At 65.8% G+C, this 25,859-nt stretch carries 24 protein-coding genes and 3 tRNA genes; 5 read left to right on the top strand and 22 right to left on the bottom strand.

Going from position 1 to position 25,859, the window contains the following annotated elements; all coding sequences use genetic code 11:
- Positions 1 to 102 precede the first annotated feature (102 nt).
- The 5 genes from IW252_RS03155 to IW252_RS03175 form a co-directional block, all read right to left on the bottom strand.
- The gene (locus IW252_RS03155; protein ID WP_196835243.1) at positions 103 to 1,482 is read right to left on the bottom strand and encodes a dihydrolipoamide acetyltransferase family protein; all 1,380 of its coding nucleotides are present in this window, start codon (positions 1,480 to 1,482) and stop codon (positions 103 to 105) included.
- A complete protein-coding gene (locus IW252_RS03160) occupies positions 1,482 to 2,549 on the bottom strand; it encodes an alpha-ketoacid dehydrogenase subunit beta (RefSeq protein WP_331271418.1) in 1,068 nt (355 codons plus the stop codon). Before IW252_RS03160 ends, IW252_RS03155 begins: the two co-directional genes overlap by 1 nt.
- Positions 2,546 to 3,661, bottom strand: coding sequence for a pyruvate dehydrogenase (acetyl-transferring) E1 component subunit alpha (gene pdhA, locus IW252_RS03165; protein ID WP_196835245.1), 1,116 nt, complete (start codon positions 3,659 to 3,661; stop codon positions 2,546 to 2,548). Before pdhA ends, IW252_RS03160 begins: the two co-directional genes overlap by 4 nt.
- A gap of 294 nt (positions 3,662 to 3,955) precedes the next feature.
- Positions 3,956 to 5,569, bottom strand: a complete 1,614-nt coding sequence (locus IW252_RS03170; RefSeq protein ID WP_196837065.1) for a solute symporter family protein — start codon at positions 5,567 to 5,569, stop codon at positions 3,956 to 3,958.
- Positions 5,570 to 5,583: 14 nt separating this feature from the next.
- The gene (locus IW252_RS03175) at positions 5,584 to 5,964 is read right to left on the bottom strand and encodes a DUF485 domain-containing protein (RefSeq protein ID WP_196835246.1); all 381 of its coding nucleotides are present in this window, start codon (positions 5,962 to 5,964) and stop codon (positions 5,584 to 5,586) included.
- Between the two features lie 211 nt (positions 5,965 to 6,175).
- On the opposite strand from IW252_RS03175, the gene IW252_RS03180 reads away from it, so the two are divergent.
- Genes IW252_RS03180 through IW252_RS03195 form a run of 4 tightly spaced genes read left to right on the top strand, consistent with a single transcriptional unit; the run spans position 6,176 to position 9,967 of the window.
- Positions 6,176 to 7,333 (top strand): sensor histidine kinase, encoded by a 1,158-nt coding sequence (locus tag IW252_RS03180; RefSeq protein WP_196835247.1) that lies wholly within the window; start codon positions 6,176 to 6,178, stop codon positions 7,331 to 7,333.
- The gene (locus IW252_RS03185; RefSeq protein ID WP_196835248.1) at positions 7,330 to 8,046 is read left to right on the top strand and encodes a LytR/AlgR family response regulator transcription factor; all 717 of its coding nucleotides are present in this window, start codon (positions 7,330 to 7,332) and stop codon (positions 8,044 to 8,046) included. Before IW252_RS03180 ends, IW252_RS03185 begins: the two co-directional genes overlap by 4 nt.
- Positions 8,043 to 8,399 (top strand): hypothetical protein, encoded by a 357-nt coding sequence (locus IW252_RS03190; protein WP_231365882.1) that lies wholly within the window; start codon positions 8,043 to 8,045, stop codon positions 8,397 to 8,399. The genes IW252_RS03185 and IW252_RS03190 overlap by 4 nt, the downstream gene beginning before the upstream one ends.
- Before the next feature lie 2 nt (positions 8,400 to 8,401).
- Positions 8,402 to 9,967, top strand: a complete 1,566-nt coding sequence (locus IW252_RS03195) for a sodium/solute symporter (RefSeq protein WP_331271419.1) — start codon at positions 8,402 to 8,404, stop codon at positions 9,965 to 9,967.
- Positions 9,968 to 9,983: 16 nt separating this feature from the next.
- Here IW252_RS03195 and IW252_RS03200 read toward each other — a convergent pair whose 3' ends face one another.
- From IW252_RS03200 to rpsB, 6 genes are all read right to left on the bottom strand, one after another.
- Entirely contained in the window at positions 9,984 to 10,553 is a 570-nt protein-coding gene (locus tag IW252_RS03200) for a DivIVA domain-containing protein (RefSeq protein ID WP_196837067.1), read from the bottom strand.
- Positions 10,554 to 10,721: 168 nt separating this feature from the next.
- Positions 10,722 to 11,600, bottom strand: coding sequence for a phosphatidate cytidylyltransferase (locus tag IW252_RS03205; protein ID WP_196835250.1), 879 nt, complete (start codon positions 11,598 to 11,600; stop codon positions 10,722 to 10,724).
- On the bottom strand, positions 11,600 to 12,157 hold the full coding sequence (frr, locus tag IW252_RS03210) for a ribosome recycling factor (protein WP_196835251.1): 558 nt from the start codon (positions 12,155 to 12,157) through the stop codon (positions 11,600 to 11,602). The genes IW252_RS03205 and frr overlap by 1 nt, the downstream gene beginning before the upstream one ends.
- An 85-nt stretch (positions 12,158 to 12,242) precedes the next feature.
- Positions 12,243 to 12,992: a UMP kinase gene (gene pyrH / locus IW252_RS03215; protein ID WP_196835252.1), complete on the bottom strand. Its 750-nt coding sequence runs from the start codon at positions 12,990 to 12,992 to the stop codon at positions 12,243 to 12,245.
- Between the two features lie 175 nt (positions 12,993 to 13,167).
- Complete coding sequence (tsf, locus tag IW252_RS03220) at positions 13,168 to 14,007, bottom strand: translation elongation factor Ts (protein WP_196835253.1); 840 nt, start codon at positions 14,005 to 14,007, stop codon at positions 13,168 to 13,170.
- Positions 14,008 to 14,118: 111 nt separating this feature from the next.
- Positions 14,119 to 14,934, bottom strand: coding sequence for a 30S ribosomal protein S2 (gene rpsB, locus IW252_RS03225; protein ID WP_196835254.1), 816 nt, complete (start codon positions 14,932 to 14,934; stop codon positions 14,119 to 14,121).
- 416 nt (positions 14,935 to 15,350) lie between these two features.
- Here rpsB and IW252_RS03230 point away from each other — a divergent pair, with 416 nt between their 5' ends.
- Complete coding sequence (locus IW252_RS03230; protein WP_196835255.1) at positions 15,351 to 15,896, top strand: M23 family metallopeptidase; 546 nt, start codon at positions 15,351 to 15,353, stop codon at positions 15,894 to 15,896.
- Here the strand turns inward: IW252_RS03230 and IW252_RS03235 are convergent.
- The 11 genes from IW252_RS03235 to dusB form a co-directional block, all read right to left on the bottom strand.
- Positions 15,856 to 17,103, bottom strand: coding sequence for a glycosyltransferase (locus IW252_RS03235; protein WP_231365883.1), 1,248 nt, complete (start codon positions 17,101 to 17,103; stop codon positions 15,856 to 15,858). The genes IW252_RS03230 and IW252_RS03235 overlap by 41 nt on opposite strands.
- A 65-nt stretch (positions 17,104 to 17,168) precedes the next feature.
- A tRNA-Ile gene (locus tag IW252_RS03240) sits at positions 17,169 to 17,242 on the bottom strand.
- Between the two features lie 61 nt (positions 17,243 to 17,303).
- The gene (locus IW252_RS03245; protein WP_231365884.1) at positions 17,304 to 18,512 is read right to left on the bottom strand and encodes a glycosyltransferase; all 1,209 of its coding nucleotides are present in this window, start codon (positions 18,510 to 18,512) and stop codon (positions 17,304 to 17,306) included.
- Positions 18,509 to 19,405, bottom strand: coding sequence for a DMT family transporter (locus IW252_RS03250; protein WP_196835256.1), 897 nt, complete (start codon positions 19,403 to 19,405; stop codon positions 18,509 to 18,511). Before IW252_RS03250 ends, IW252_RS03245 begins: the two co-directional genes overlap by 4 nt.
- Positions 19,393 to 20,061 (bottom strand): CDP-alcohol phosphatidyltransferase family protein, encoded by a 669-nt coding sequence (locus IW252_RS03255; RefSeq protein ID WP_196835257.1) that lies wholly within the window; start codon positions 20,059 to 20,061, stop codon positions 19,393 to 19,395. The genes IW252_RS03250 and IW252_RS03255 overlap by 13 nt, the downstream gene beginning before the upstream one ends.
- 31 nt (positions 20,062 to 20,092) lie before the next feature.
- Complete coding sequence (locus tag IW252_RS03260; protein ID WP_196835258.1) at positions 20,093 to 20,776, bottom strand: phage holin family protein; 684 nt, start codon at positions 20,774 to 20,776, stop codon at positions 20,093 to 20,095.
- 118 nt (positions 20,777 to 20,894) lie between these two features.
- Positions 20,895 to 20,967 (bottom strand) — tRNA-Asn (locus IW252_RS03265).
- A 136-nt stretch (positions 20,968 to 21,103) separates the two neighbouring features.
- Positions 21,104 to 21,176, bottom strand: a tRNA-Asn gene (locus IW252_RS03270).
- A gap of 69 nt (positions 21,177 to 21,245) precedes the next feature.
- Positions 21,246 to 23,171, bottom strand: coding sequence for a DNA primase (gene dnaG, locus IW252_RS03275; protein WP_196835259.1), 1,926 nt, complete (start codon positions 23,169 to 23,171; stop codon positions 21,246 to 21,248).
- Between the two features lie 89 nt (positions 23,172 to 23,260).
- On the bottom strand, positions 23,261 to 24,562 hold the full coding sequence (locus IW252_RS03280; RefSeq protein WP_196835260.1) for a deoxyguanosinetriphosphate triphosphohydrolase: 1,302 nt from the start codon (positions 24,560 to 24,562) through the stop codon (positions 23,261 to 23,263).
- 5 nt (positions 24,563 to 24,567) lie between these two features.
- Positions 24,568 to 25,743, bottom strand: a complete 1,176-nt coding sequence (gene dusB, locus IW252_RS03285; RefSeq protein WP_331271549.1) for a tRNA dihydrouridine synthase DusB — start codon at positions 25,741 to 25,743, stop codon at positions 24,568 to 24,570.
- Positions 25,744 to 25,859 lie beyond the last annotated feature (116 nt).

Here is a 25,859-nt window from a genome sequence, read left to right on the forward strand (position 1 = left end):
AACGCCTCAACCCACGGAACCCTACAGGCCATCAAGCACACGTGTGGGGCAGATCATGGGTCTGAAACAGAAAATTTATGACTTTGAAACGTTTGATGCAAATCACACGAGCGTGATAAGTGACGCTGGATCGCGGAGAATCCCCGCCGTTCCGGCCAGGAAGCGCGAGGCCTGCGCCCCATCTACGAGGCGGTGGTCAAAGCTCAGACTGAGCGTCATCACCTCGCGCAGCGCCACCTCGCCCTGGTACTCCCAGGGTTGGACGCGCACCTGACCGAGCCCCAAAATTCCCGCTTCACCTGGATTCAAGATCGGCGTGCCAGCATCGATGCCGAAGACACCGATGTTGGTGATGGAGAAGGTCCCACCCCGCAATTCGTCCTGCCGCGTCTTCGACGTCCGCGCACGGTCAACGAGGGCGGCCGTCGCCTCCGCCAGCGCGGCGAGATCAAGGGACTGAGCGGCCTTAATATTCGGAACCAGCAAGCCACGCTCCGTCGCCGCGGCGATACCCAGGTTCACGTCATGGAACCGGATGATGTCCCCGGCCTCCTCATCCCACGCCGAATTGAGCTCCGGGACACGGGCCAGCTGCAGGCACACGGCCTTGGCCACCAACGTCAGCGGCGTGAGTTTGGCCTGCCCCGGTTGCTGGGCGGCCCGGAGCCTCTCGAGCAGGCGCATCGACTCGGTGACATCCACGGTCAAGAACTCGGTCGCATGAGGCGCGGTGTACACCGAGTCGCTCATGGCCCGCGCCATGGCCCGCTGCACCGAGGAGATTCTGACCCGCTCACACCGTGTCCCGTCGTCGCGGGCCTCCGACTGGGGAGCCGCGCCCTCCGCCGCGGCGGAGCCGTGCTGGCCGGCGGATTCCACATCCGCGCGCGTGATCAAGCCCTGCGGGCCACTACCCGTTAGCTCGTCGAGACAGACCCCGAGGTCCTTGGCGAGTTTGCGCACGGGCGGCGTGGACCGAGGCCGCTCAGCTGGGTGCGCGACGGCGTTGGATGCTTGGGTGTCCACCGCGGGAGGTGCCGCGGTGCCGGCATCAGCTTCTGACCCCGAGCCGCCGGCGGGAACGGCCACCCGACGGCGACGCTGCGGGCGCCGTCCCGTCTCCACCGCAGCCCCGTACCCGACCAAATTTGGCTCACGAGCCGGCGTCGTGACCTGCTCGGCTGCCGACTCCGACGCGGCGTCCGCTGAGGAGCCGCCGTCCTGCGCGCCCGATCCGGCGGGCTGATCCACCTCGAAGGCCAGCAGCGGCTGGCCCACCTCGACGATCGCGCCTGGTTCCGCGAAGATCCGCGTGACGACACCCGAGTACGGGCTCGGCAACTCCACCAACGCCTTGGCCGTCTCCACATCAGCGATCACTTGGTTGAGGGAAACCGTCTCGCCTTCAGTGACCTTCCACGCCACGACTTCCGACTCGGTCAGGCCCTCGCCGAGGTCCGGTAGGTTAAAGACCTTTTGCATCACGCGTCTCCTCCCTGCCGTGCGGCGGACGGTCCTGCCGCGGCCCCGTTCAACGAACTCGTGCGCTCCAAGACGGAATCCACGCCATCCAAGATGCGGTCGAGATCGGGCAAGTGGTGCTGCTCCAATTTGGAGGGCGGGTAGGGAATGTCGAAGCCCGTAACCCGAACCGGCGGTTGCTCCAAATGATAGAAACAGCGCTCCGTCAGGCTCGCCGCGAGTTCGGCACCCAGACCAGCGAACTGACCGGCCTCGTGCGTGATCACCACGCGCCCCGTTTTCCGGACCGACGCTTCCAACGGACCAAAGTCCACCGGAGACAACGAGCGCACGTCGATCACCTCGACGCTCACGCCCTCGTCGGCGGCCGCCGTGGCCGCGTCGATGGCCGTCTTGACGAGCGGACCATAGGCGATGAGCGTGACCTGATCGCCGGGAACCACCACGCGAGCCGCTCCGAGCGGCAGGTCGGCCTCCGCCTCCAGATCCACCTCGGCCTTCTCGTGATAGCGCCGCTTAGGCTCAAAAAAGATCACCGGATCATCGCAGGCAATCGACTGGCGGATCATGGTGTAAGCGTCCTGCGGGTTGGAGGGGCTGACCACCCGGAGGCCGGCCGTATGCGCAAAATAGGCCTCCGGAGATTCCGAGTGGTGCTCGGGCGAACCGATGCCGCCGCCGAACGGGATGCGGATAGTCAGCGGCATGGCCACGTGCCCGCGGGTGCGGTACCGCAGCTTGGCCACTTGGCTCACGATTTGGTCAAACGCCGGGTAGACGAACCCGTCAAACTGGATCTCGACCACGGGCCGGAACCCGCGGTAGGCCAAGCCCACGGCGGTGCCGACGATGCCCGACTCGGCGAGCGGGGAATCGAGCACGCGCTGGGCGCCGAATTCCTTCTGCAACCCGTCCGTGATGCGGAAGACTCCGCCGAGCGTTCCGACGTCCTCCCCCATGACCAGGACCTTGTCGTCCTCGGCGAGCGCGGCGCGCAAACCCCTGTTGATGGACTGCCCGAAGGTCAGAGTCCGTAGTCCTGTGGCTTCACTCTGCTGCGTGCTCACTGTCCCTCCCCCTCCACGAGCTCGAGGTACCGGCCATACTGCTCCCGTTGGCGCCGGAGCCACGCATGGTCCTCGGCGTAGACGTTCTCAAAGACCTGCTCCCATTCCGGGTCCGCCATGCCGGTAACCCCGGCGCGCAGGGCCTCGGCCACCTCGTCGGCCCGGTGTTCGGCCGCCTCGCGGAATCCGTCGACGGCCATCCCCCGGGTTTGCAGGTATGCTTCGATGCGCTTCAGCGGGTCCTTACCCGACCACTCCTCCACCTCGTCCTTGCTGCGGTACCGGGTGGGGTCGTCCGCCGTCGTGTGGGGCCCCATGCGGTACGTGACCGCTTCAATGAAGGTGGGGCCGTCCCCCGCGCGGGCCCGGTCGAGGGCGATGCGGGTGGCCGCGAGCGAGGCCAGCACGTCATTGCCGTCAATACGCACGTGCTCCATCCCGAATCCCTCGGCGCGTTGGGCGATCGGTACCCGACTCTGCAGTCCCACCGGCTCGGAAATAGCCCACTGGTTGTTCTGGCAAAAGAAGACGGCGGGGGCCTGGTAGCTCGCGGCGAAGGCGAGTGCCTCATTGACGTCGCCCTGCGTCACCGCTCCGTCCCCGAAATAGGCGACCGCCGCCTGATCGCCGCCGTCGAACTTAATGCCCATGGCATAGCCGGTGGCGTGCAGGGTTTGGGCGCCAATGATGATCTGCGGGGTGGCCATGTTCACGGAGAAGGGATCCCAGCCACTCGAAGCATTGCCGCGCCAGACGGTCAGCATTTCCTCCAGCTTGACGCCGCGGCAGTAGGCCACGGCGTTCTCGCGGTAGGAGGTAAAGACGAAGTCGTCCTGACGCAGAGCGCGGGCGGAGCCTACCTGCGCTGCCTCTTGGCCCAAGAGCGGCGGCCACAGGGCCAACTCGCCTTGCCGCTGAAGTGCGGTGGCTTCCGTATCAATCCGGCGGGCGGCCACCATGTCAGCGTAGAGATCGGCGACGGCGTCGTCGCTAACGTCCGCTACGGCGGCATCAAATGGTTCGTGGTGGCGTCGGGTCCCATCGGGGGCGACTAAGCAAATGGGTTCGGCGGCGGCCGTGCCGGCCGGGGTCATCACGTTCTCGCGGGACATGTTGTCTCCCTCGTTTTCAGCGCTGTTCGGACCGCGAACGCTGTGGCTTGTGGCCGCGTTCGACGCCGAACGATGTGGCGGGTCACCACACGTACTTGTGACGATACTCACAGTCGCCGCGCTGAGCAATCGCAACGCCGGTCCACCCCAGAATCGGTGCTCACTAGCGCTGAGCCCCACGGTGGGAACAGCAAGCAGGGCCCGCACGCTCCAAGAGCGTGCGGGCCCTGCCGCTAGCCGAACGGGCCGCGCCGGTCACACCGTCGCTGTCGCCGTCGGCCGCTGCCGATCGACCTAGTGGTCCACCGCCTTCTCGGCACCCACTCCGGTGAGCGAGCGGACCTCCATCTCGGCTTGGATCTTCCGATCCTCACCATCCTTGTCCGTGATCGATCCGATCCAGCCGAGCAGGAAGGCCAGCGGAATGGACACGATGCCCGGGTTGGACAGCGGGAAGATGGCAAAGTCGGCACCTGGAATCATCGAGCTCTCCGCGCCGGACATCACCGGCGAGAAGATGATCAGGACCAAGGCCGCACCCAAGCCGCCGTACATCGAGAACACGGCACCCCGGGTCGTGAATCGACGCCAGAACAGCGAGTAGATGATGGTCGGCAAGTTGGCGGAGGCGGCGACGGCGAACGCAAGGGCCACCAGGAAGGCCACGTTCTGCCCCTGAGCGCCGATGCCGCCCAGGATCGCCAGCACGCCAATCACCAAGACGGTGCGGCGGGCTACCACGACTTCCTTCTGCGGCGTCGTCTTCCCCTTGGCGATCACGTTGGCGTAGATGTCGTGGGAGAAGGAGGCCGCGGCCGTGATCGTCAGGCCAGCCACGACGGCCAAGATGGTGGCGAACGCGACCGCCGAGATGATGCCCAGCAGCAAGGACCCACCCAATTCGAAGGCCAGGAGCGGTGCCGCCGAATTCACGCCGCCGGGGGCATTCTCGATCCGCTCCGGCCCGAGCAGCGCGCCCGCGCCGTAGCCGAGCACCAGGGTGAAGAGGTAGAAGGCTCCGATGAGCCAAATCGCCCACACAACGGACCGGCGAGCTTCCTTCGCCGTCGGCACCGTGTAGAAGCGCATCAGCACATGCGGCAGACCCGCGGTACCGAGCACGAGGGCCAGAGCCAGGGAGATGAAGTCCATCTTGGTGGTCAGGTTCTCGCCGTACTTCAGCCCCGGCTTGAAGAGATCCTCGTTGCCGCCGGCCATGGCGGCCGCGTCCCCCATGATGGCGGACAGGTTGAAGCCGTACATGGTCAGGACCCAGATGGTCATGACGAACGCGCCAGCGATCAGCAGGCAGGCCTTGATGATTTGCACCCACGTGGTGCCCTTCATCCCGCCGACGAGCACGTACAAAATCATGATGGCACCGACGACGACGATGACGAGCGACTGGCCGGCCCGCTCGTTGATGCCGAGCAGCAGCGAGACGAGGCCACCGGCGCCGGCCATTTGAGCCAACAGGTAGAACACGCAGACGGCCATCGTGGTGATCGCCGCGGCAATGCGCACCGGGCGCTGCTTCAGCCGGAAGGACAGCACGTCCGCCATCGTGAACTTGCCGGTATTGCGCAAAAGTTCCGCCACGAGGAGCAGGGCGACGAGCCACGCCACCAAAAAGCCGATCGAGTAGAGGAAGCCGTCATAGCCGTTGATCGCGATGGCCCCGACGATCCCCAGGAAGGACGCCGCCGAGAGGTAGTCACCCGCGATGGCCGTGCCGTTCTGGCCGCCCGAGAAGGACCGGCCGCCCGCATAGTAGTCAGCGGCGGTCTTGTTGTTCTTCGAGGCGCGGAGAACCACCACGAGGGTGACCGCGACGAAGAGGCCGAAAATCAAAATGTTGACCCACGGGTTACCCACCGTGGAGGTCTCTGCCGCTTGAGCCAGCGGAATGAGGTGGGTGGCGTTCACTGGTGACCTCCTGCCACAGAGTTTTCGAGGCGTTCACGGATGGCCTGGGCCTGAGGGTCCAGCTTGCGGTTGGCGAACCTGACGTAGGCGGCCGTGATGACGAACGTGGAGACGAACTGCAGCAGCCCGAAGATGATGCCCACGTTGACGTTGCCCCACACGGAGATCGCCATAAAGTCCGGGGCGAAGGCCGCCAGGATGACGTAGACGAAGTACCACACGATAAAGACCACGGTCATCGGGAACACGAAGCTTCGATGCGTCTTGCGCAGCTCCTTGAACTCCGGCGATGACTGGGTTTCACGGAAGTCGACGCCGGCGAATTCGTTGCCGCCGTCGTCTTCCCGGACGGTGTCCGGGCCGGGTTGCGTACCCATGCATTCCTCCTTCAGCTTGCACATGGCCCACCCTTGGGCCGTTTGTGATCCCCATCACTGTGACGCACATCGCATCCGGGTGGGAACGGGCGTGGCCCGGGGACCCGCTGGACGGTTGCCCTGATGCGGCGAACGGTCGCGTGGCACGGCGAACGGCGGCTGCTGGCGCATCGGTGAAGTGCTCTGGCGGCGTCCCAGTAGGCTGTTGCCCATGTCACCGGCCCTGCAAACCACACTGATCGTGGGCATCATCGTCATTGCGGTCACCGTGGTGACCTATGCCGGCGTGCGGCTCTTCCATTCGCAACGGGACCTCGGGACGGACGCGGACCGAGCGCGCTTCCAAACGCTGCACACCGTTTCGCTGGCCGCACCGCACCTCGCGGACGGCTTGACCGCCGACGGCGCCGCCCGCGCCAGTCGCCACCTGCGGGAACTTCTCGGCTGCCAGTCCCTCGCCGTGACGGATACGACGACGGTCCTGGCCTCCGACGGCCCCACCCCCGACGCCGATGTCATGGACGTCGCCTCCGCCAGCCTGTCCAGCGGGCGCACCCAGGTGCGTCACGGCGGGGCGTGGGACGCCGTGAGCGCGCCGATCATGGTTCAGGGTCAGGTGCGCGGGGCGCTAGTGGGATTCACGGTCAAGGCCGACTCCCCGCTCGTGAGGGCCAGCACGGAGGTGGCGGCTTGGGTGGCCGCCCACGTCGGATTGGCCGAACTCGACGAATCGCGGGCTCGGCTGGCCGAAGCCGAAGTGAAGGCTCTGCGGGCCCAGATCAGCCCGCACTTCATTTACAACTCGCTCGGCGCCATCGCGTCCTTTATCAACACCGATCCGGAACGGGCCCGGGAACTGGTGGTCGAGTTCGCGGACTTCACCCGCTACACCTTTCGACGGCACGGAGACTTCACCACGTTGGCGGAGGAGCTCGAGGCGATCGACCGCTACTTGCTCCTCGAGCGCGCACGATTTGGCGAACGGATCACCGTCAGCCTCGAGATCGCCCCGGAGGTCCTCGGCACCGTCATTCCGTTTCTGACCCTGCAGCCACTCGTCGAAAATGCGGTGCGTCACGGATTGGAATCCACCGCCAGCGGCGGACGCATCACCATCACCGCGGCGGACGATGGCCAGCACGCGCTCCTGACCGTAGAGGACGATGGCGTCGGCATGGACCCCGAAGAACTCGCGGCGACGCTAGCGGGCCGCGCGGATGGTTCCCACGTGGGTCTACGCAACGTGGACGTCCGGCTGCGGCAAATCTATGGGCCTGAGAACGGGCTGGTCATCGACACGGCGCCGGGCGCGGGGACGCTCATCAGCGTCCGGGTTCCCAAGTTCCACACGCCTACACTGGATCCATGATTAATGTGGTCATTGCCGACGACGAGCCGCCCGCCGTCGCGGAACTCGCGTTTCTCCTCGCCAAGGACCCCCGGATCGGCCACATCCACCGCGCGTCTTCCGGGGCCGAGGCACTGAAGGCCCTCGAAGAGTTCGACGTCGACGCCCTGTTCCTCGACATCCACATGCCCGCCCTGACCGGCCTCGACATCGCGCGAGTCATTAGCCGCTTCAACCGACCGCCGGCCGTCGTCTTCGTGACCGCCGACGAGGCCCAGGCCCTCGAGGCGTTCGATCTGGCCGCCGTCGATTACATCCTCAAACCCATTCGCCCTGCCCGTCTCGCCGAATCGGTGCGCCGGGTGGCCGAGGCCACCCAAGAGGACAGCGACGCGCCCGACATGGTGACCGTCGATCAAGGCGGGGTGACCCGGATGATTCGCAGGGACAGCATCACCCATGTGCAGGCAGCGGGCGATTACGCGCGCCTACACACCCCTGAGGGCACGTTCCTCATCCGGGTACCGCTTGCGGACCTGGAATCGCAGTGGGCCGACGCCGGATTCGTACGCATCCACCGCAGCTACCTCGTGGCGATGGACCACGTGGACCGCGTCAAGCTGCAGGCGGGGCGTTCCGCCGTCGTCATCGCCGATACCGACTTGCCGGTCAGCCGGCGAGCCCTGCCGCACCTGCGCGAGCGCCTCGAGGCGCACCGGGTGAGGCCACTGTGAGCGCGCCCGGTCCCCGCCGCGTGCGCGTCACGGCCCCCGCCGACGCTCCGACTGCCCGACACGCCGCCCAGCGCGATTCCTCCAGCGTCGAGGACATTCACGTCCGCTCGCTCGTCCGCTCGCAGTTGCGCCTGTCCCTCACGGTAGCGCTGGGATTCTTGGTGATTCTGGTCGTCCTCGCGGTGCTGGTCAGCCTGTGGCCGCGCATCCAAGAAATGCGCGTGGCCACCATCCCCTGGACATGGCTCCTCTTGGGTCTCGGTGTCTATCCGCTCATTTGGTCTGCCGCCGCGCTCTACAACCGCGCCTGCGCGCGCAACGAAGCCCGCTACCGCTTCCTCGCGAGGCGGTAGCCGTGGGTGGCACCAGCGCACTGGCCGCCGTCGTGATCGTCACGGCCGCCACCGTGCTCATTGCGTTCAATGGGCTGCGGCTCTCCCGGACGACCAGCGACTTTTACGTCGCCTCGCGCACCGTGCGCCCGTGGTGGAATGCGTCGGCGATCGGCGGCGAGTACCTGTCCGCGGCCAGCTTCTTGGGTATCGCCGGGCTGATCGTCGTCTCCGGCCAAGACGGCCTCTGGTTCCCGATCGGATACACCGCCGGATACCTGATGCTGCTGCTGTTCGTCGCCGCGCCGTTGCGGCGCTCCGGCGCCTACACGTTGCCCGATTTCGCGCAGATCCGCCTCGGGGGCCGGGCGCCCCGGCTGGTCACCAGCGCCCTGGTGGTGGTGGTCGGCTGGATGTACATTGTGCCGCAGTTGCATGGGGCGGCGCTCACGCTCGGGATCACGACGCCGGTGCCCGGGTGGATGGGTGCGGCGGCGGTCATGTGCATCGTGTGTGTCACCGTTCTCGCCGGTGGCATGCGGTCCATCACGTTCGTGCAGGCTTTCCAGTACTGGCTCAAGCTGCTGGCGCTCGCGGTGCCGACCGTCTTCTTACTCTTGCATCTGGGATTGACGGGAGACTCCCCCACCGCCGACGGCGCGGCCCTAGATCCGTGGGTCTCCGACGCCACCGCGCAGGGATCCTCCGCCGTGGCCGGCGGCGCTCTGACCCTGTTTCAGACCATTTCCCTGATCGTCGCGCTCCTCTTTGGCACGTTGGGGTTACCCCACGTGCTGGTGCGCTTCTACACGAACCCGGATGGCCCCAGCGCCCGGCGCACCACCGCCATTGTGCTCGGACTGCTCTCCTTGTTCTACCTATTTCCTACCATTCTGGGCGTGCTCGGCCGGGCGTACTTGCCCGAACTGGCCGAGTCCAATAACGCGGACGCCACCGTGCTCCTGCTGCCTCAAGAGGTCGTGGGAGGCGTTGCCGGCGACCTGCTGGCGGCCCTCGTGATCGGCGGGGCATTCGCCGCGTTCCTCTCCACGACGTCTGGCCTCGTGGTCTCGCTGGCCGGGGTGATGAGCCAAGACCTCTTCGGCGGGACGGTGCGTGGGTTTCGGTGGGCCACCGTCGTGGCGTGCGCGGTCCCGCTGGTCCTCGCGCTGGCCACGCGGAGCTTTGCCCTCGCCGGGGCCATTGGGTCCGTCTTCGCGTTCACGGCTTCGACGATTTGCCCGCTGCTACTGCTCGGCATTTGGTGGCGCGGGCTCACCGCTCGCGGAGCCCTCGCGGGCATGATCACCGGCGCACTCAGCTGCGGCACTGCGCTGCTGGCAGCCAGCACGCTCATCCTGCCCGAAGCGGTGGCGCACGTCTGCGAGCACCCCGCGGCGGTGACCGTTCCGTTGGCGTTTGTGACGACCGTGGCTGTTTCCCTCTGGGATCAGCGGCGGGAACCGGCGCAGTCGCCGGCTGCTGCACGGCGCGCGCAGCGGGCGCGCCGAGTCATGGCCCTCCTGCACGTACCGGAGCCGCTCCCATCCAGCGGGGCCGCGACCACTCATCCACCAGAGAGCCGCTGACCAGACGGCGTCAGCTCTACTCGATGGAGGCCATGAGCTCCACGACGCGATCGAGGAAGGCGTCGACCTGGCTTTCTTCGTAACCCTCTTGGCCCCGCGCCTCCCGGAAGGTGGCACGACGGACCACATCGACGCTCATGGGCACGTCCTTCTCGAAGTAATCGAGCAGTTGATCGCACAACTGGTCAACATCTTCGACGTTGTAGCTTGCGGCCTTGTTGCGGGACGGGCGGCGGAACCGCTCACCCGACGCACGGTGCAATCGACCGCGCAGAATCGTGGAGAGGCGCCCAACTTGCTGCAGCCAGGCGTCCTCGCCCTCGGCCTCGATCAACGCCTCGCGCTCACGCTGAGCAAAAACATCCTCAAGCCGGTCAAGTGCGGCATCCACGGAGCGCGCGTCGTAGCCGCCCTTCTGCGGGTCGAAGGCCGTGCGGCGAACCAGATGACTGGTGACCACGTGGTCGTCTTCGCCGGTGCCGTTGAACGTGCCGCGGGCACGGGCCAAGAAATCGTCAACTTGGTCGATGTTGTACCCGAACTCGGAAGCCGCCACCGTTTCAAAGGGCAGAGCGGCTTGGCGCATTGCTGGCTGGCTCACGTAGTCGTCCCTCTCGTTCCGGCCAGTGGCCGTCTGCGATCGTCAATCCTCAGCGGTAGAGCCCCTCGGGCCGTCCGCACAGTCCATAGTACCGATTTCTGGGGTTCCTCGGCGCCACTCGGACACCGTGTACCCCAAGGTTTCAGTGCCGCGCTACATCGCTCCGAGCGCCGGAGTCAGAGCCACGGCAATCACGTACGCAGCGGGAGAGGCGAAGACGATGGAGTCCAGCCGGTCCATGACGCCACCGTGCCCCGGCAGCAGGTTGCTCATGTCTTTGATGCCTAGCTCGCGCTTAACCATGGATTCGGAAAGGTCACCGGCCGTAGCCGCGGCGACCGTGGCGATGGCCAGCGGAACGCCCGCCCACCAGGGGATGTCCAGCAGAAAAATCGAGGCCAAGATCGCCACCATGACGGCACCACCGGCCGAGCCGGCAAAGCCCTCCCATGACTTCTTGGGGCTGATCTTGGGCGCCATAGCGTGTTTGCCAAAGAACGCGCCCACCAAATAGCCAAACGTGTCGTTGGCGACCACCAAGAGCAACAGGGTGGCAACCATCAAGGGGCCTTTGTCGAGGCTGTACAGCAGCACAGCGAAGCTGAGCAGGAACGGAACCCACAGGAGGATCCCCACCGAAGCGGAAATCGACTTCACGACCCCGTGTGCCCCCTCGATCAGGCGCCACAGGCAAATCAGCAGAATGCTCCCGGCCACCGCGAATCCGAGCGCTTCGGGACCGCCATAGTGCGCCGCGAAGGGGAGCGCTACGGCCCCAGTGACCAGGGGTACTAACGGAACGTCCGTGTTCGCGCCCTCCAGCGCGCGGGCCACCTCCCAGCATCCGAGGGCGCCGAAGACGGCGGCAATGCCCACGAAAGCGACGGGAAAGAAGAAGAGGCCCGTCAGCACGACGGCGATCAGAACCAGACCGACGCCGATCGCGGCCGGGAGATTTCTCCCGGCTCGCGAGGCGTTGGCTCGTCCGTCGCGCCGTGAGCGCCGTGTGGCCGGTTCCGTGCCTGAAGACATTAGACGTCCAGCAGCTCGGCTTCCTTGCGCTTGAGCATGTCATCGATGACGTCAACGTTCTTTTTGGTCAGCGCGTCGAGTTCCTTTTCGCCACGCGTGCCGTCGTCCTCACCGACCTCGCCGTCCTTGACGAGCTTGTCGATCGCGTCCTTGGCCTTGCGACGGTGGTTACGGAGAGCCACCTTGGCGTCCTCGCCCTTGCCGCGGACCACCTTGACGTACTCCTTGCGGCGTTCAGCGGTCAGCTCCGGCAGCACCACGCGGATCGCCCTGCCATCGTTGGACGGGTTGGCGCCAATCTCCGAATCCGACAGCGCCTTCTCGATCTCGCGGAGGGCCGTGACGTCGTAGGGAGTGATGAGAATGGTCCGCGCGTCGGTGACCTGGAAGGAGGCGAGCTGCTGCAGCGGAGTCATGGAGCCGTAGTAGTCAACCATGACCTTGGCATAGAGGCCCGGGTTGGCTCGGCCGGTGCGGATAGACGCGAAGTCCTCCTTGGCAGCGTCGATGGTGCGGTCCATCTTCTCGCTGGCGTCAGACAGGGTTTCGTCAATCACGGCTTCACTCCTTGCTTCGTGTTGCCGCCGTTCGGCAGCGGCGCTTGTGTGGCGGAACGTCTTTTCATCCTATGTCAGGTGACTGCTACACCGTGACTCGCGTACCCAGCGGTTCGCCGAGCAAGGCCCGGGTGACGTTTCCTTCACCCTCCATGCCAAAGACGCGCATGTCGAGCGCGTTGTCCTTACACATGGTCATCGCGGTCTGGTCCATCACGCGGATGTTCTTGATCAACGCCTCGTCGTAGGTGAGGTGTTCAAATTTTTCGGCGGTGGGGTCCTTCTTCGGATCGGCGCTGTAGACGCCGTCCACGCCACTCTTGGCCATCAGGACCTCGTCGGCACGCACCTCGAGTGCGCGCTGTGCAGCCACGGTATCGGTGGAAAAGTAGGGCAGTCCGGCACCGGCGCCAAAAATCACCACGCGGTCCTTCTCCATGTGACGGATGGCCCGTCGCGGGATGTACGCCTCCGCGACCTGGGCCATCGAGATCGCTGACTGGACGCGCGTGCCGACGCCAGCCTGCTCCAGGAAATCCTGCAGCGCCAAGCAATTCATCACCGTGCCCAGCATTCCCATGTAATCGGCGCGGGATCGATCCATTCCTGACTGGGACAGCTCGGCTCCTCGGAAGAAGTTGCCGCCGCCGACGACGATCGCGGTCTCGACTTCGCCCACCGTCGCGGCAATCTGCTGCGCGATGCCCTGAACGGTCTCCGGGTCGACGCCCAATTTTCCGCCGCCGAACACTTCGCCGGACAGTTTGAGCAGAACACGACGCCGTCCGCCGCTCGCGGAGTCCTCGCCCGCCTGCCCCGGTGCTGAACCCGTCATGACGTTCTCCAATGCGCCCTCCCATGGCGCGCGCTCTTGGCCCGCGCCGTCGTCGTTGATTGTGCTGGTCCCGGCCACGTGCCGGGCAGGGAAAAGGGGTGACCACCCGCTGTGGTGGCCACCCCCTTACCCTACGCATCCTCCGGCGCTAGGGCCGGAGGTGCGATGACTTCGCTTAGGAGCCTACGCGGAAACGTGCGTAACCGGTAGCGGCAACGCCTGCCTCTTCCAGCACCTTGCCAACGGACTTCTTGGTGTCCTTGGCAAAGGCCTGATCCACGAGGACGACCTCCTTGAAGTAGCCCGTCAGACGGCCTTCAACGATCTTGGTCATCGCGGCTTCCGGCTTACCTTCGGCCTTGGCCGTTTCCTCAGCCACGCGGCGCTCGTTCTCGACCGTTTCGGCCGGAACTTCGTCGCGGGTCACGTAGGTCGGGGCCATCGCGGCGGAGTGCACGGCAACGTCGTGAGCGGCGGTGCCGGCTTCATCGCCCGCCTTGTCGACGGCGACGAGGACGCCGACCTGAGCCGGCAGGTCCTTCGACGTGCGGTGCAGGTAAGCGTCAACCAGGGCGCCTTCAACGCGAGCCACGCGGCGGACGACGACCTTCTCGCCGAGGGCAGCAGCCTCTTCGATGACGAACTCCGGCATCGGCTTGCCGTCGACCTCGGCCGCCTGAAGGGCCTCGGCGTCAGCAGCACCGGACGCGATGGCGACGTCGAGAACCTTCTCGGCCAGAGCGATGAACTTGTCGGACTTGGCGACGAAGTCGGTCTCGCAGTTGACCTCAACCATGACGCCGACGGTGCCGTCGACGACCTTGGCGGTCACGAGTCCCTCAGCGGCCGAGCGGCCCTCGCGCTTGGTGGCACCCTTGAGGCCCTTGACGCGGATGATCTCCATCGCCTTGTCGGCGTCGCCGTTGGCCTCGTCCAGAGCCTTCTTGACGTCCATCATGCCGGCACCGGTGCGCTCGCGCAGGGCCTTGATGTCTGCGGCAGTGTAGTTTGCCATGTACAACCCCATTCGTTGTGGTTTGTCGAAGTATCTACGGGGCGGACCGCCAGGGGTCCGGTCGGTGAAAAGCCGGCGGGCTGTGGGCCCGCCGGCTTTTACATCCTATGGTTACTTGGCGTCCTCGGCAGGAGCCTCAGCCGGAGCCTCTGCGGACTCCTCGGCCTTGCCCTCGAGGAGCTCGCGCTCCCACTCGGCCATCGGCTCGGCCGGAGCCTCGGTGCCGGCCGCCTTGTTGTTGCGGGCGATCAGGCCATCGGCGACGGCGTCGGCCACGACGCGGGTCAGCAGGTTGACGGAGCGGATCGCGTCGTCGTTGCCCGGGATCGGGTAGGCCACCTCGTCAGGATCGCAGTTGGTGTCGAGGATCGCGACGACCGGGATGCCCAGCTTCTGCGCCTCGTCGACGGCCAGGTGCTCCTTCTTGGTGTCGACAACCCAGAGCAGCGACGGGGTCTTGGTCAGGTTGCGGATACCGCCCAAGTTGCTCTGCAGCTTGGTCAGCTCGCGGTGGAGCAGGAGGAGTTCCTTCTTGGTGTGGCCGGATCCGGCCACGTCGTCGAAGTTGATCTCTTCCAGTTCCTTCATGCGCTCAACGCGCTTGGCGACCGTCTGGAAGTTGGTCAGCATGCCGCCGAGCCAACGGTGGTTGACGTACGGCTGGTTGACGCGGCTGGCCTGCTCGGCAATAGCTTCCTGAGCCTGCTTCTTGGTGCCAACGAACAGGACGGTGCCGCCGTGGGCCACGGTCTGCTTGACGAACTCGTACGCGCGATCGATGTAGGACAGCGACTGCTGCAGATCGATGATGTAGATGCCGTTGCGCTCGGTGAAGATGAAGCGCTTCATCTTCGGGTTCCAGCGGCGGGTCTGGTGGCCAAAGTGAACGCCGCTGTCCAACAGCTGGCGCATGGTAACGACTGGCATGTCGTCACTCCTTCCGGCAGTGGCGGACCGGCTCCACTAGCGTGGTGCCGCGGTAACTGCCCTCGTGTTTCGGGTTGAATGGCGATCCACCAGGTGTAGGTGGTGCCCCTGGCACAGTGCGCCCGAAGGCCGCCGCGACCGGCCGGAGAACCGGACCGCAGGCCGCGAAGCCCACACCACATCCCTCGAATGATCGGATACAGCGTGGAATCACTGTGCGCGAAGTCATTCGCGACCGGCGCGTCCCTACCGAGGCAGGGCATAGCGAGGCACACGAATGCACGCACCAGTGTACTACACGAATGGGACCGCCACGGCCCCTCACTGACCCTCCACAGCGCTCTCTGCGTGTGCTCTCGTCCACAGTTCCTCGGGCATCGCTGGCGCCGGAGTGCCGGGTCAGAGAGGCTCGGCTCATGTCCCATCGCACCACTTCACCCCACCGCGTGCGGCGGCTGGTTGCCCTGCTGGCCGCCCTCTGCCTCATCCCACCCGCCGTGGCGAGCGCGCGCCCGGAGGCTCCACCGCCGAGCTCCACGCCACCGTCCTCCTCGTGGGTCTCGCCGCTCGGTGGCACGGAACGACCGGAGGTCCTGAGAGCGTTTGACGCTCCTGAATCCGACTACGGTGCCGGGCATCGTGGGGTGGATCTCGCGACGGACCGCGGAAACGTGGTTCTCGCGCCCGCCACCGGCCGTGTGGCGTTCACCGGCGTCGTCGTCGATCGGCCAGTCATCAGCATCGACCATCCCTCGGGATTGCGCACGTCACTCGAGCCGGTTGAGTCCACCGTTGCCGTGGGCGACGTCGTGCACGCAGGGGATGCCGTCGGGCAGGTCGCGACAGGAGGCCACTGTGCGCAGGATTGTGTTCACTGGGGCGTTCGGCGCAACGGGACGTACGTCAATCCCCTGTTGAGCCTCACTGATACTCGGCCGTCGGTCCTGCTTCCGCTCGAGTGACGCGGCGATAGAGTTCGATCATCTTGGTGCTTTGGCGGCTTTGCAGGAGCGCTTCGGCCTCCCGAGCGCTCCACCGCAATCCGGCCCGCGTTTGGGCGACGGCCACCTGGATCGCCTCCGCTAACGCCGCCTCCGCATCATCGTGGGTGAGCCAATAGCTCTCCGTCGGAAGATCGGCCGCGATGCGGTGATCGCTCAGCACCACCGGCGTCCCGAGAGCCACCGCTTCGAAGACGGTCATCCCCTGCGTCTCGAATCCGATGGACGTCTGGACCAACACGTCGGCGGCGGCGAGCTCTGCCAGCATCTGCTCATACGGGACTTTGCCGCGGAACGTGAACCGGGGCCCACGTCCAGAGCGCGCGGTCCGCGCGAGGAAGGCTTCCGCCTTGGACCGCTGACCACCGTCACCAAACAGGTGAACGTCGACATCGGCGCCGGAGTCGACGACAGCACGCAAGAAGGGAAGAAGGCGTTTCTCAGGGCTGAACCGCCCCGTCCACACGAGGCGCAAGCGTTCACCGGCTCTGTCCGAAGCCTTGGCCACGCCGCGCAAGCTCGCGGCCGCATCGTCGTCGAGCCCCGTCGGAATGACCTCGACGTGGTCAAAAACCTGACGGGCCTCGAGCAGTTGCGCAAAGTGCGTTGACGGGGCGGTCACCGCCGCCGCAGCATCGGTGAACGCCCGCAGATACGTCCACGCGTCCCGCGGCGTGGTGCCTTGGAGCCGCAGGAGGCGCCGCTGGGCGACGGCCATGGCACGCACCATCACCTTCGGGAAGGGCATCGTCGCCGCGAGGCCGACGTCGACACGGTTGTGCATGGTGTGGACCACCGGGAGTCCGTGCCGTTGCGCGTACCGGTAGCCGATCGCCGCGCCCCAAAAGTCGGCTTGAACGTGCACGACGTCGACCGCCGGGCGAGAGGCGAGCTCCGCATCGATGCGCGCATCGGAACGTGGCCCGGGAATCGCCAGTGAGTACTCCCCCGAACCCAACGGGACCGAGGGCAAGGAGACGATGGACGCCTCTGTGTTGAGGGGACGCGTGGCCCTCCGGCGGGCCGGCGCCACGATCGTGACTCGGTGCCCGTTCCGTTCGAGAAAACGCTGCTGCAACAGCACCGACGTTTGCATGCCACCCAGCGTGGCCGGGTGCTGATCGACGAAGATGACGATGTGCAGGGCATCGCGCTCAGACTGTGCCATCCGTACCTCTTCCGCGTACCAACCCCGGTGTCCGCTGGTCACCGGAGCGCATCGGGCGAGAAAAGTAGGGCGAGCGGGGCTTGAACCCGCGACCGGAGAATTATGAGTTCTCTGCTCTAACCAACTGAGCTATCGCCCCGAACCGTTGCCGCCGCCGCGGCAACAGGAACCATCTTAGCCTCGTTGGGGCCGCTCACCAGTTAGGGGGCGACCTCCGCGTAGTCGGCGCCTCGATAAATCGCCTCGAAGGTCGACATCGTCTTGTCTTGACTGTGCTTGACGGCCTTGGCGTGGGAGGCCTCTCCCATCGCCTGACGGCTGGCGTCATCGGCGCCCAAAATCGCGTCGAGCTTCTCCGCGAGCTCTGCCGCGTCGCCGGGCGCGAACAGGTACCCGTTCACCCCGTCGTCGACCAGGTGGGGCAGCGCCATCGCGTTAGCCAGCACCACGGGCCGGGAGGCGGACAGCGCCTCGAGCGTCACCAAGGATTGCAGTTCCGCGGTGCCCGGCTGGCAAAACACGTCCGCGGCCAAGTAGGCCTCTCGAAGCGCCGCGTCGTCGACGTGTCCACGGAAGTGCACTCGATGCTCGACGTGCGCCTCACGAGCCTTCTGTTGCAACGACTCGAGCTGCTCACCCCCACCAATGACTTCGAGGTGAGCGCCAGCCCGGGTAGCGGCCACGGCGTCAATCAAAACGTCGATATTCTTCTCCACGGCGAGGCGCCCGACGAAGAGCACCGTCGGGTGTTCTCGGCGCTGCACGTCCTCGCCGTCGGCCAGTTCGTAGTGGGCCGAGTCAATCCCGTTGGACAGGGCCAGCACGGAGTCGAGCCCGGCGCGCTGCCGCATGGCGGCGGCGGCCAGCGGCGTCGGCGTGGTGACGACGTCGGCCCGGCCCATGATGCGTCCCATGTCCCGCCAAGAATTCTTCGCCACAATGCGCTTGAACCACCGCGGAAAGGGAAGAAACGGGTCCAGGTTTTCCGGCATAAAGTGATTCGTCGCCACGATCCGTATCCCCCGCCGTTGGGCCTGATTAACGGCGGCTTGACCGATCATGTAGTGGCACTGCACGTGGACCACGTCGGGGCGTACCTCATCGAGAATGCGCCCCAGTTCGGGGCCGGCTCGCCAGGGGAAACAGAGCCGATAGCTCGGGTGGGTCGGCACCGCGTGGGAGACGAGCCGGTGAATCGTCGCCTCCGGGCGCACCTCGACGGTGCTGGGACCGGAGTCCGTGCGCGCCGCCACCACGTGCACCTCGTGGCCCCGCGCGTGCATCGCCGTCGCCAATCGATAGCAAAAAACCGCCGCGCCGTTCACATCCGGTGGATAGGTATCGGCGGCGATGAGAATTTTCAGTGGTGATCCACTGGGCATGTCGCTGTCACTGGGCACGCGGCTCATGACTCCTTGGAATGATGGTCGGATCGTTGTCGATGGGCATCGGGGTGGTGGCGGGACAGAGCGATCACACCGACGGTGGCGACGATGGCAAATCCCACCATGGACATTGCCATAATTGGGTGCACGTCGTCCCGCAATTCGCCGAGCACGGCGATTCCAATCGCAATACCCACCATCGGGTCGATGACGGTCAGGCCCGCAATCACGAGGTCGGGTGGGCCCGACGAATAGGCATTCTGGACAAAGTACGTCCCTAGCAAGCCCGCGACCGCCACAGCGATCACGACGAGCCACGACACGTTGGCCAAGAGGTTGCCTTGCGATTGCATCAGGCTGATGGCCAGGGTCCTCACCAACACCGCCACGAACCCGAAGAGCACCCCAGCGCCCATGATGTAGAAGAACGCGCTCTGCCGGTGACGGAGGAGAATCGCCAGGGAACCGAAGACGGCCACCGCGATAGCTAAAAGTAGTACCGTGATCAGTTCCTCACGGGCACTCACCTGAGGGTGCGGATCAGTCACGTTGATGGCCAGCAAAACAAAGCCAATGCTGCCGCCGACACAGGCGATAATGGCGAGGAACGTCGGCCGGTTCAACCGGATTCCCACTTCCCGCGCATGGACCACGGTCGTGATCACCAACGCAATGGCCCCGATCGGCTGCACGACCGTCAGCGGCGCCGTGGCGAGCGCGTAGACGTTCAGCGCCATCCCGATCCCCATCAGGATCAAGCCAAGCACCCACCGGGGGTTGGTGAGCAGCCGGAGCACTCCACGGTGACCCAAGTTGAGGCCACCGGTCGTCTGCCGAACGGCACCTCCCTGACGTTGGGCCCCGAAGGCGAGAAAGAACGCGGCAATGACCGCGCACGAGACCGCTACCCAGACCATGTGCTGCCATCAGGGTCGGCGGCACGGGCCGATGACGACTCGCTCGCGTTTCGATCCCGGCGATCGCGCCGATATTTACGGTGCGCTGCCACGAAGTACCCTGCCGCGGCGATGATGTGCAGCGCGCACCCGAGGGCGAGCACAGCGGTGGCGACGGCGTCGTACGTCGGCGATCGAACCGATTCGACCTGCCCCAGTAACAGCAGTGGTGTGCCCACCAGCAACGCTGCCGTGCGCACCTTGCCGATGATGCTGACCGGCAGCTCGGGGCTTCCACGGAACAAGATCAACGAATTCACGATCAAGATCAGATCCGGCACCACGATGGAATACACGAGCCAGGCGGGCGCAATCCCAGCGAGGACGAAGGTCGTGGCCACGACCAACAGGGAGAGCCGATCCGCGAGCGGATCCAGCCACGCGCCTACGGTCGACATTTGGTTGAACCGCCGGGCCAAAAACCCGTCAATCCAGTCGGTGGAACCGAGAATCGCCAGGACGATGGTTGCGGTCAAGAAGTGGCCAGCAAAGACCAGCCACACGAAGTACGGCACGAGGCAAAACCGCAGCACCGTGATGACGTTCGGGATGGTCCAGAACGTCGCACGGATGCGGTATTCGACGTCGTCACGGGTCCCCGCCCCGATAAACCGCAAGGATCCCCCTTACTGAACGGTCCGCTATCGCCTACTGACCATCGGTCGAGGAACCGGGCTTGAACTTCTGCAGCTTCTCCTTGAGGCCGTAGGCCTTCTCGGCCGTCTTTTCCGCGGTGGAGGCTTGCTTGCCGAGCTTGTCCCGGAGCTCAGCGAGGTGCGCGCGGCGTGCCTCGGAGCGCGCCTTGAGCTCGGCGTAGGACAGGTTCTCCTTCTCCGCCTCCTTCTTGGCCTTTTCCGCTTCCTTCTCGGCGGCCATGCGCTCCTTCTCCTCCCGCGTGGGCTCGGGCTGATCGAGCGTCGAGACGTCGAAGGCGCTGCCTTCCTTGAGGATGCCGAGATCGTGCTTGAAGCCGCGCAGCGCGTCCTCGGGCATGAGCGGCATGGCCTTCTTGATCTTCACGACGGCGATCAACGCCACGATCACGATCAGCAGGAGGAAGAACGCCGCGACGACGAGGGCTGCGCCCCACGCCGGCATGACTTCAGCCAACCCCATAATGGCCGCGACCAGCAGGCAGATGCCCAAGGCGGAGAGGAAAAGGAGCGCGGCCACGCCCAGGCCGGCTGCTACGCCGACGTTGATTCCCTTGGACGTCAACTGTCGCTTGGCCAGCTGGAGCTCGTCATTGATCTGCTTGGGCACGAGTCGACCCAAGTCTTTGATCACGTTGATCGGCGAAGCTGTCCGGCGCCCCGTCTCGGTTCCTGACATGAGTTGATTCCTTCGTCGTCTCTCCGGCCCGCCTGGGAGCCCCTGTCTGTACAAAACTACCAAAAGAAAAAGCCGGGGCCCGGTGCTGCGTGCAGCGCCGGGCCCCGGCTCAGTCGAGCTCCCCCGACTGGACTCGAACCAGTAACCCTTCGATTAACAGTCGAATGCTCTGCCAATTGAGCTACGGGGGAAAGAAGCGACAACAAGCCTAGCAGGGGAAAACCCTGAAGAAAAAATCAGGGTCCCGGGGTGCTGCCCGCAGCGGACCCCGGGGCCAACGCAAAAAATCCCGGCCACCAAAGCTGATGACCGGGATTTTTACACTTGCTCCCCCGACTGGACTCGAACCAGTAACCCTTCGATTAACAGTCGAATGCTCTGCCAATTGAGCTACGGGGGAAAGGCAACGCGCACTAGCCTACAACACGATCGGAGTTGGCGCGAAATCGAGGTGTTCCCCCGTCCGGTCCTAGTCGTCGCGCAAAGAACGCCGCCGCAGCTCCAGTTCCATGAGCTCGCGATTGATCCGCTGAAAAGCCTCTGGATCCGCTGCCGGATCCATGCGCTGCAGTTGACCAATGCGCTCGGCCTTCAGGTGCGTGATTTGCAGTTCGAAGAGCCTGTTCATGATGTCCCGGCAGTACCGCGCCAGGGCCTCATCGGAGTGCGCGGGCAAGGGGCGCACCGCCAGCTCCGACACCAGGGAACGCAACGGCTCGGGCACCTCCTGACGGACAGCCTCAACCCATCGCGACGGCGTCGCTCCGGACGCGCCAGCAGCTCGGATGGCCGCGTGAATGGCGGCGTGGGCCGGCGCCAGGAAGCGCGCCTCGTAAAAAGCCTGCCACTGCTCCGGCGTCAGCATGGCTGGCTGCTGCAACACCACCTCCAGCGACTCCCGCTCCATGCGCGTGACCGGATCGCGTGGATCCGGAAGCTCAAAGGCAGGTTCCGCGCCCGGTCCTGCGCCGTCGTCGTACCCGGCCTTCCCGGCGTACGACGACGCCTGGCCGGTCTGCTGCGAGCCACGGTCCCGCTGGCCGCGGGTGCGGTCGCCACCGGAACGCGCGCGCTTGCCCGCCGCGGCGACCGCACGATTGACGTCATCCATGTCCAGGCCGAGCCAGCCAGCGAGCTCCCGGGTGTAGGCCGGGCGCATGGCCGCGTCGCGGATCTCCGCGACGATCGGCGCCGAGGCGCGCAGGGCCTGCACGCGCCCCTCGACGGTATCGAGGTCGTACCGTTTCAGCCCGACCTTGATCGCGAACTCGAACAACGGCCGCTTGGCATCGATGAGTTCGCGCACCGCCTCCGGACCCCGCTGCTGCCGCAGATCACACGGGTCAGCACCACTCGGTTCGACGGCAACGTAGGTTTGCGCGATGAATCGTTGATCCTCCTCGAACGCGCGCAAGGCCGCCTTCTGCCCGGCCTCATCACCGTCGAAGGTGAAGACAACTTCTCCGCCCGTGCCATCGTCCTGCAAGAGCCGGCGGGCAATCTTGATGTGGTCCGCCCCGAACGCCGTACCGCAAGTGGCCACCGCGGTGCCGATTCCCGAGAGGTGGCACGCCATCACGTCGGTGTATCCCTCGACGACGATCAGCTGCCGGTGCTTGGTGATCTCCCGCTTGGCGAGGTCCACGCCGTACAAGACCTGCGACTTCTTATAGAGCTGCGTCTCCGGGGTGTTCAGGTACTTCGGACCCTTGTCGTCGTCGTGAAGTTTGCGGGCGCCAAAGCCGATGGTGGCTCCCGTGAGGTCCCGGATCGGCCAGATCAACCGACCACGAAAACGGTCATAGATGCCCCGTTGGCCCTCGGAGAACATCCCGGTGTGGCCGAGCTCCTCATCGGCGAAGCCCTTGGAGCGCAGGTGCTTGAGCAAGTGGTCCCAGCCCTGCGGCGCGTACCCGACGCCGAACTGTTCCGCCGCCGCCTGGTCGAACCCGCGGCCCGTGAGGAACTGCCGTGCGATGGACGCCTCCGGGCTGCCCAGCTGATAGCGGAAGTACTCCTCGGCGATCTTGTGCGCATCCAGCAATCGCTGGCGGCGGCCGACCTCCTGCTTGGATGGACCATGCCCTCCATCCTCATACCGCAGCTCGTAGCCCAGCTTGGCCGCGAGCAGTTCCACGGTCTCGGTGAACGTGGTGTGGTCCATCTTCTGAATAAAGGAGATCACGTCTCCGGATTCGCCACAGCCAAAGCAGTGAAAGGATCCAACCTGCGGGCGGACATGGAAGGACGGAGTGCGCTCGTCGTGGAAGGGGCACAGGCCTTTGTACGATCCGACACCGGCCGAGCGCAGGCTGACGTAGCCTTCGACGACAGATTTGATGTCGGTGCGCGCGCGGACCTCGTCGATGTCGTCGCGCTTAATGAGTCCGGCCATGCCTTACAGGATACGTCCCCGTCGGGGCCCCGAAGGACGTTTTCCACAGGTCACTGCACAGGCGCGCGCAGCGGTTCGCGGACGGCGGACTAGTAGAGCTCGTTGCGGAACGGCTCGCCCTGAACCAGCGTGCGGTGCCACTCGATCGCGGACGCGTCCGTCAGCGACGCGACTTGGTCAATCACGGCACGCAGGCGGCCGCCGTCGTCACGGGCGTCGTGCCAATCGGCAGCGAAGATCGGCTCGAGGTATTGGTCGCCCGTCTCGGTGAGCAGCCCCACGAGATCAGCGAGCATCTGGCGCTGCCGCTCATAAATCGGCTGGCGTTCGTCGCTCGTCATGACATAGGCCGTCGCGAGCCCCTTCATCGCCGCGATTTCATGATCCGTCTCTTCGGGGACGATGAGCCGGCCATTAAAACGCGTCAACGGATCGCTCCCATACTCGGCGCGTGTGGCGTCGATCGCCGCGGAACAGAACCGGCCGATGAACTGACTGGTCATATCCTTCAGCGCCGCCATCGAGCGCCGCGACCCCGTGGCGATCGGAACCCATTCCTGGCTCGCCTCGAGGCGGCCGAGTGCGGCGCTGATCGTCGCATCATCGACGCCGGGGAGGTACCACCGGCGCGTATATTCGATGACCCGGTCCCGGTGATCGGGATCCTGAATCCAGCGCAATTGGAACCGCCCGGCGACGATGGCGTCCTCGACATCGTGCACCGAATAGGAGATGTCATCGGCCAAGTCCATGACTTGGGCCTCAATGCACGTCTGGCCCGGCTCGGGACGCATCCCGTGCGTCTCATCCCCCGCTCGTAGCCATTCAAAGACGGGCATGTCATCGGCGTACACCCCGAATTTGCGCGTCTTCTGGCCGTTCCGCACGGGGGCGTCCGGACGCGCCCACGGATACTTGCAGGCGGCGTCGAGCGCTGCCCGCGTCAGGTTCAGCCCCGCCGAGGCCCCGTTGTGACGGAACGTCTTGGTCTCGAGGCGGGTGAGCAGGCGCAGCGTCTGCGCGTTGCCCTCGAACCCGCCGATCTGTGCGGCGAGCTGATCCAAGGCCTTCTCACCGTTGTGCCCGAACGGCGGGTGGCCCAAATCGTGAGCCAAGCACGCCGTGTCCACGACGTCGGGATCGCAGCCGAGCGTCGCGCCCAGCTCCCGGCCGACCTGAGCCACCTCAAGCGAGTGGGTCAGCCGCGTGCGGACGAAGTCATCCGAGTACGGCGCCACCACCTGAGTCTTGGCCCCGAGCCGGCGCAGTGCCGAGGAATGGAGCACGCGGGCGCGGTCCCGCTCAAAGCTGGACCGGTAGGACTTCTTGGGCGGCTCCGGGACCCAGCGCTCGTGGTCGTAGGGCTCGTACCCGGGGATCGGCTTCAGCATGCGCGCTACCCGCCGGAGACGTCGGACTCGGCGGCGGCAATCATGGCCCGGTGCGCCTCGCTCAAGTCACGAGAGTCGAGCCAACCATCCGGCAGCGCCGGGCGCTTCGGGGTGCCCGCGCGCCCGCGTGGCCCCTCGGCGTCGGCGCCGGGGTAGCCGGCGTCGGGGTTGAGCTCGCTCAGGAGCGCGCGCAGTTGTTCCAGTGTGCCGACGGTGGCCATCGCGGCGCGCAGCTCACCGCCGACGGCATACCCCTTGAAGTACCAGGCCACGTGCTTGCGGATGTCCCGGAGCGCCTGCTCCTCGTTACCGAAGTAATCGATCAACAACTCGGCGTGGCGGTAGAACGTTTCGCCCACCTCCGCCAGCGTTGGCGTGAACCGCTGGTCGCTACCCTCAAACGCGGCCTGCAAGTCACCAAACAGCCACGGACGGCCTTGGCACCCGCGGCCAATCACCACGCCGTCGACGCCCGTCTCACGCACCATCCGGATGGCGTCCTCGGCGGTCCAAATGTCTCCATTACCCAGCACCGGGACGTCCGGAAGCGCCTCGCGCAGCTCCTTGATGGCCGCCCAATCCGCCTGCCCCGAGTAGAACTGGCCGGTCGTGCGGCCGTGCAGCGTGACGGCGGCCACCCCGTACTCGCGGGCGATTCGCCCGGCGTCGAGGAACGTCAAGTGATCGTCGGTGACGCCCTTACGCATCTTGATCGTCAGCGGAATGTTCCCCTGCGCAGCCTCGCGCGTGGCGGAACGAATGATGGATTCAAACAGCTCCGTCTTCCACGGCAGCGCCGAGCCACCGCCCTTGCGCGTCACCTTGGGGACGGGGCAGCCAAAGTTCAGGTCGATATGATCCGCGCGGTCCTCCTCGACGAGCATGCGCACGGCAGCGCCCACGGTCTTCGGCTCCACACCGTAGAGCTGTACTGACCGGACCGATTCGTCCTCGTCGTGGGAGATGATCCGCATCGACTTCTCGTTCCGCTCAACGAGGGCGCGCGAGGTCACCATTTCCGTCACGTACAGCCCGCCGCCATACTCGCGGCAGAGGCGTCGGAACGCCTTGTTCGTGATGCCCGCCATCGGCGCCAGCACCACCGGGGTGTCGATCGTCAAGTTGCCCAGTTGCAGCGGCGGCAGTTCCAGCCGGGTCGCGGAGCCGCCGTCGGCGGGCACGGTGGACGACGGCGTCGCCTGCGCGCACGTGTGCGCGGCGGCGTCGTTCTGGGGTGAGGCGAGGGAAGCGGAGACTGTCACCTCCCTAGTATCGCAAGTCGGGGCAAATCGGCCCC

This window comes from Zhihengliuella flava, assembly GCF_015751895.1.
Lineage (GTDB): Bacteria > Actinomycetota > Actinomycetes > Actinomycetales > Micrococcaceae > Zhihengliuella > Zhihengliuella flava.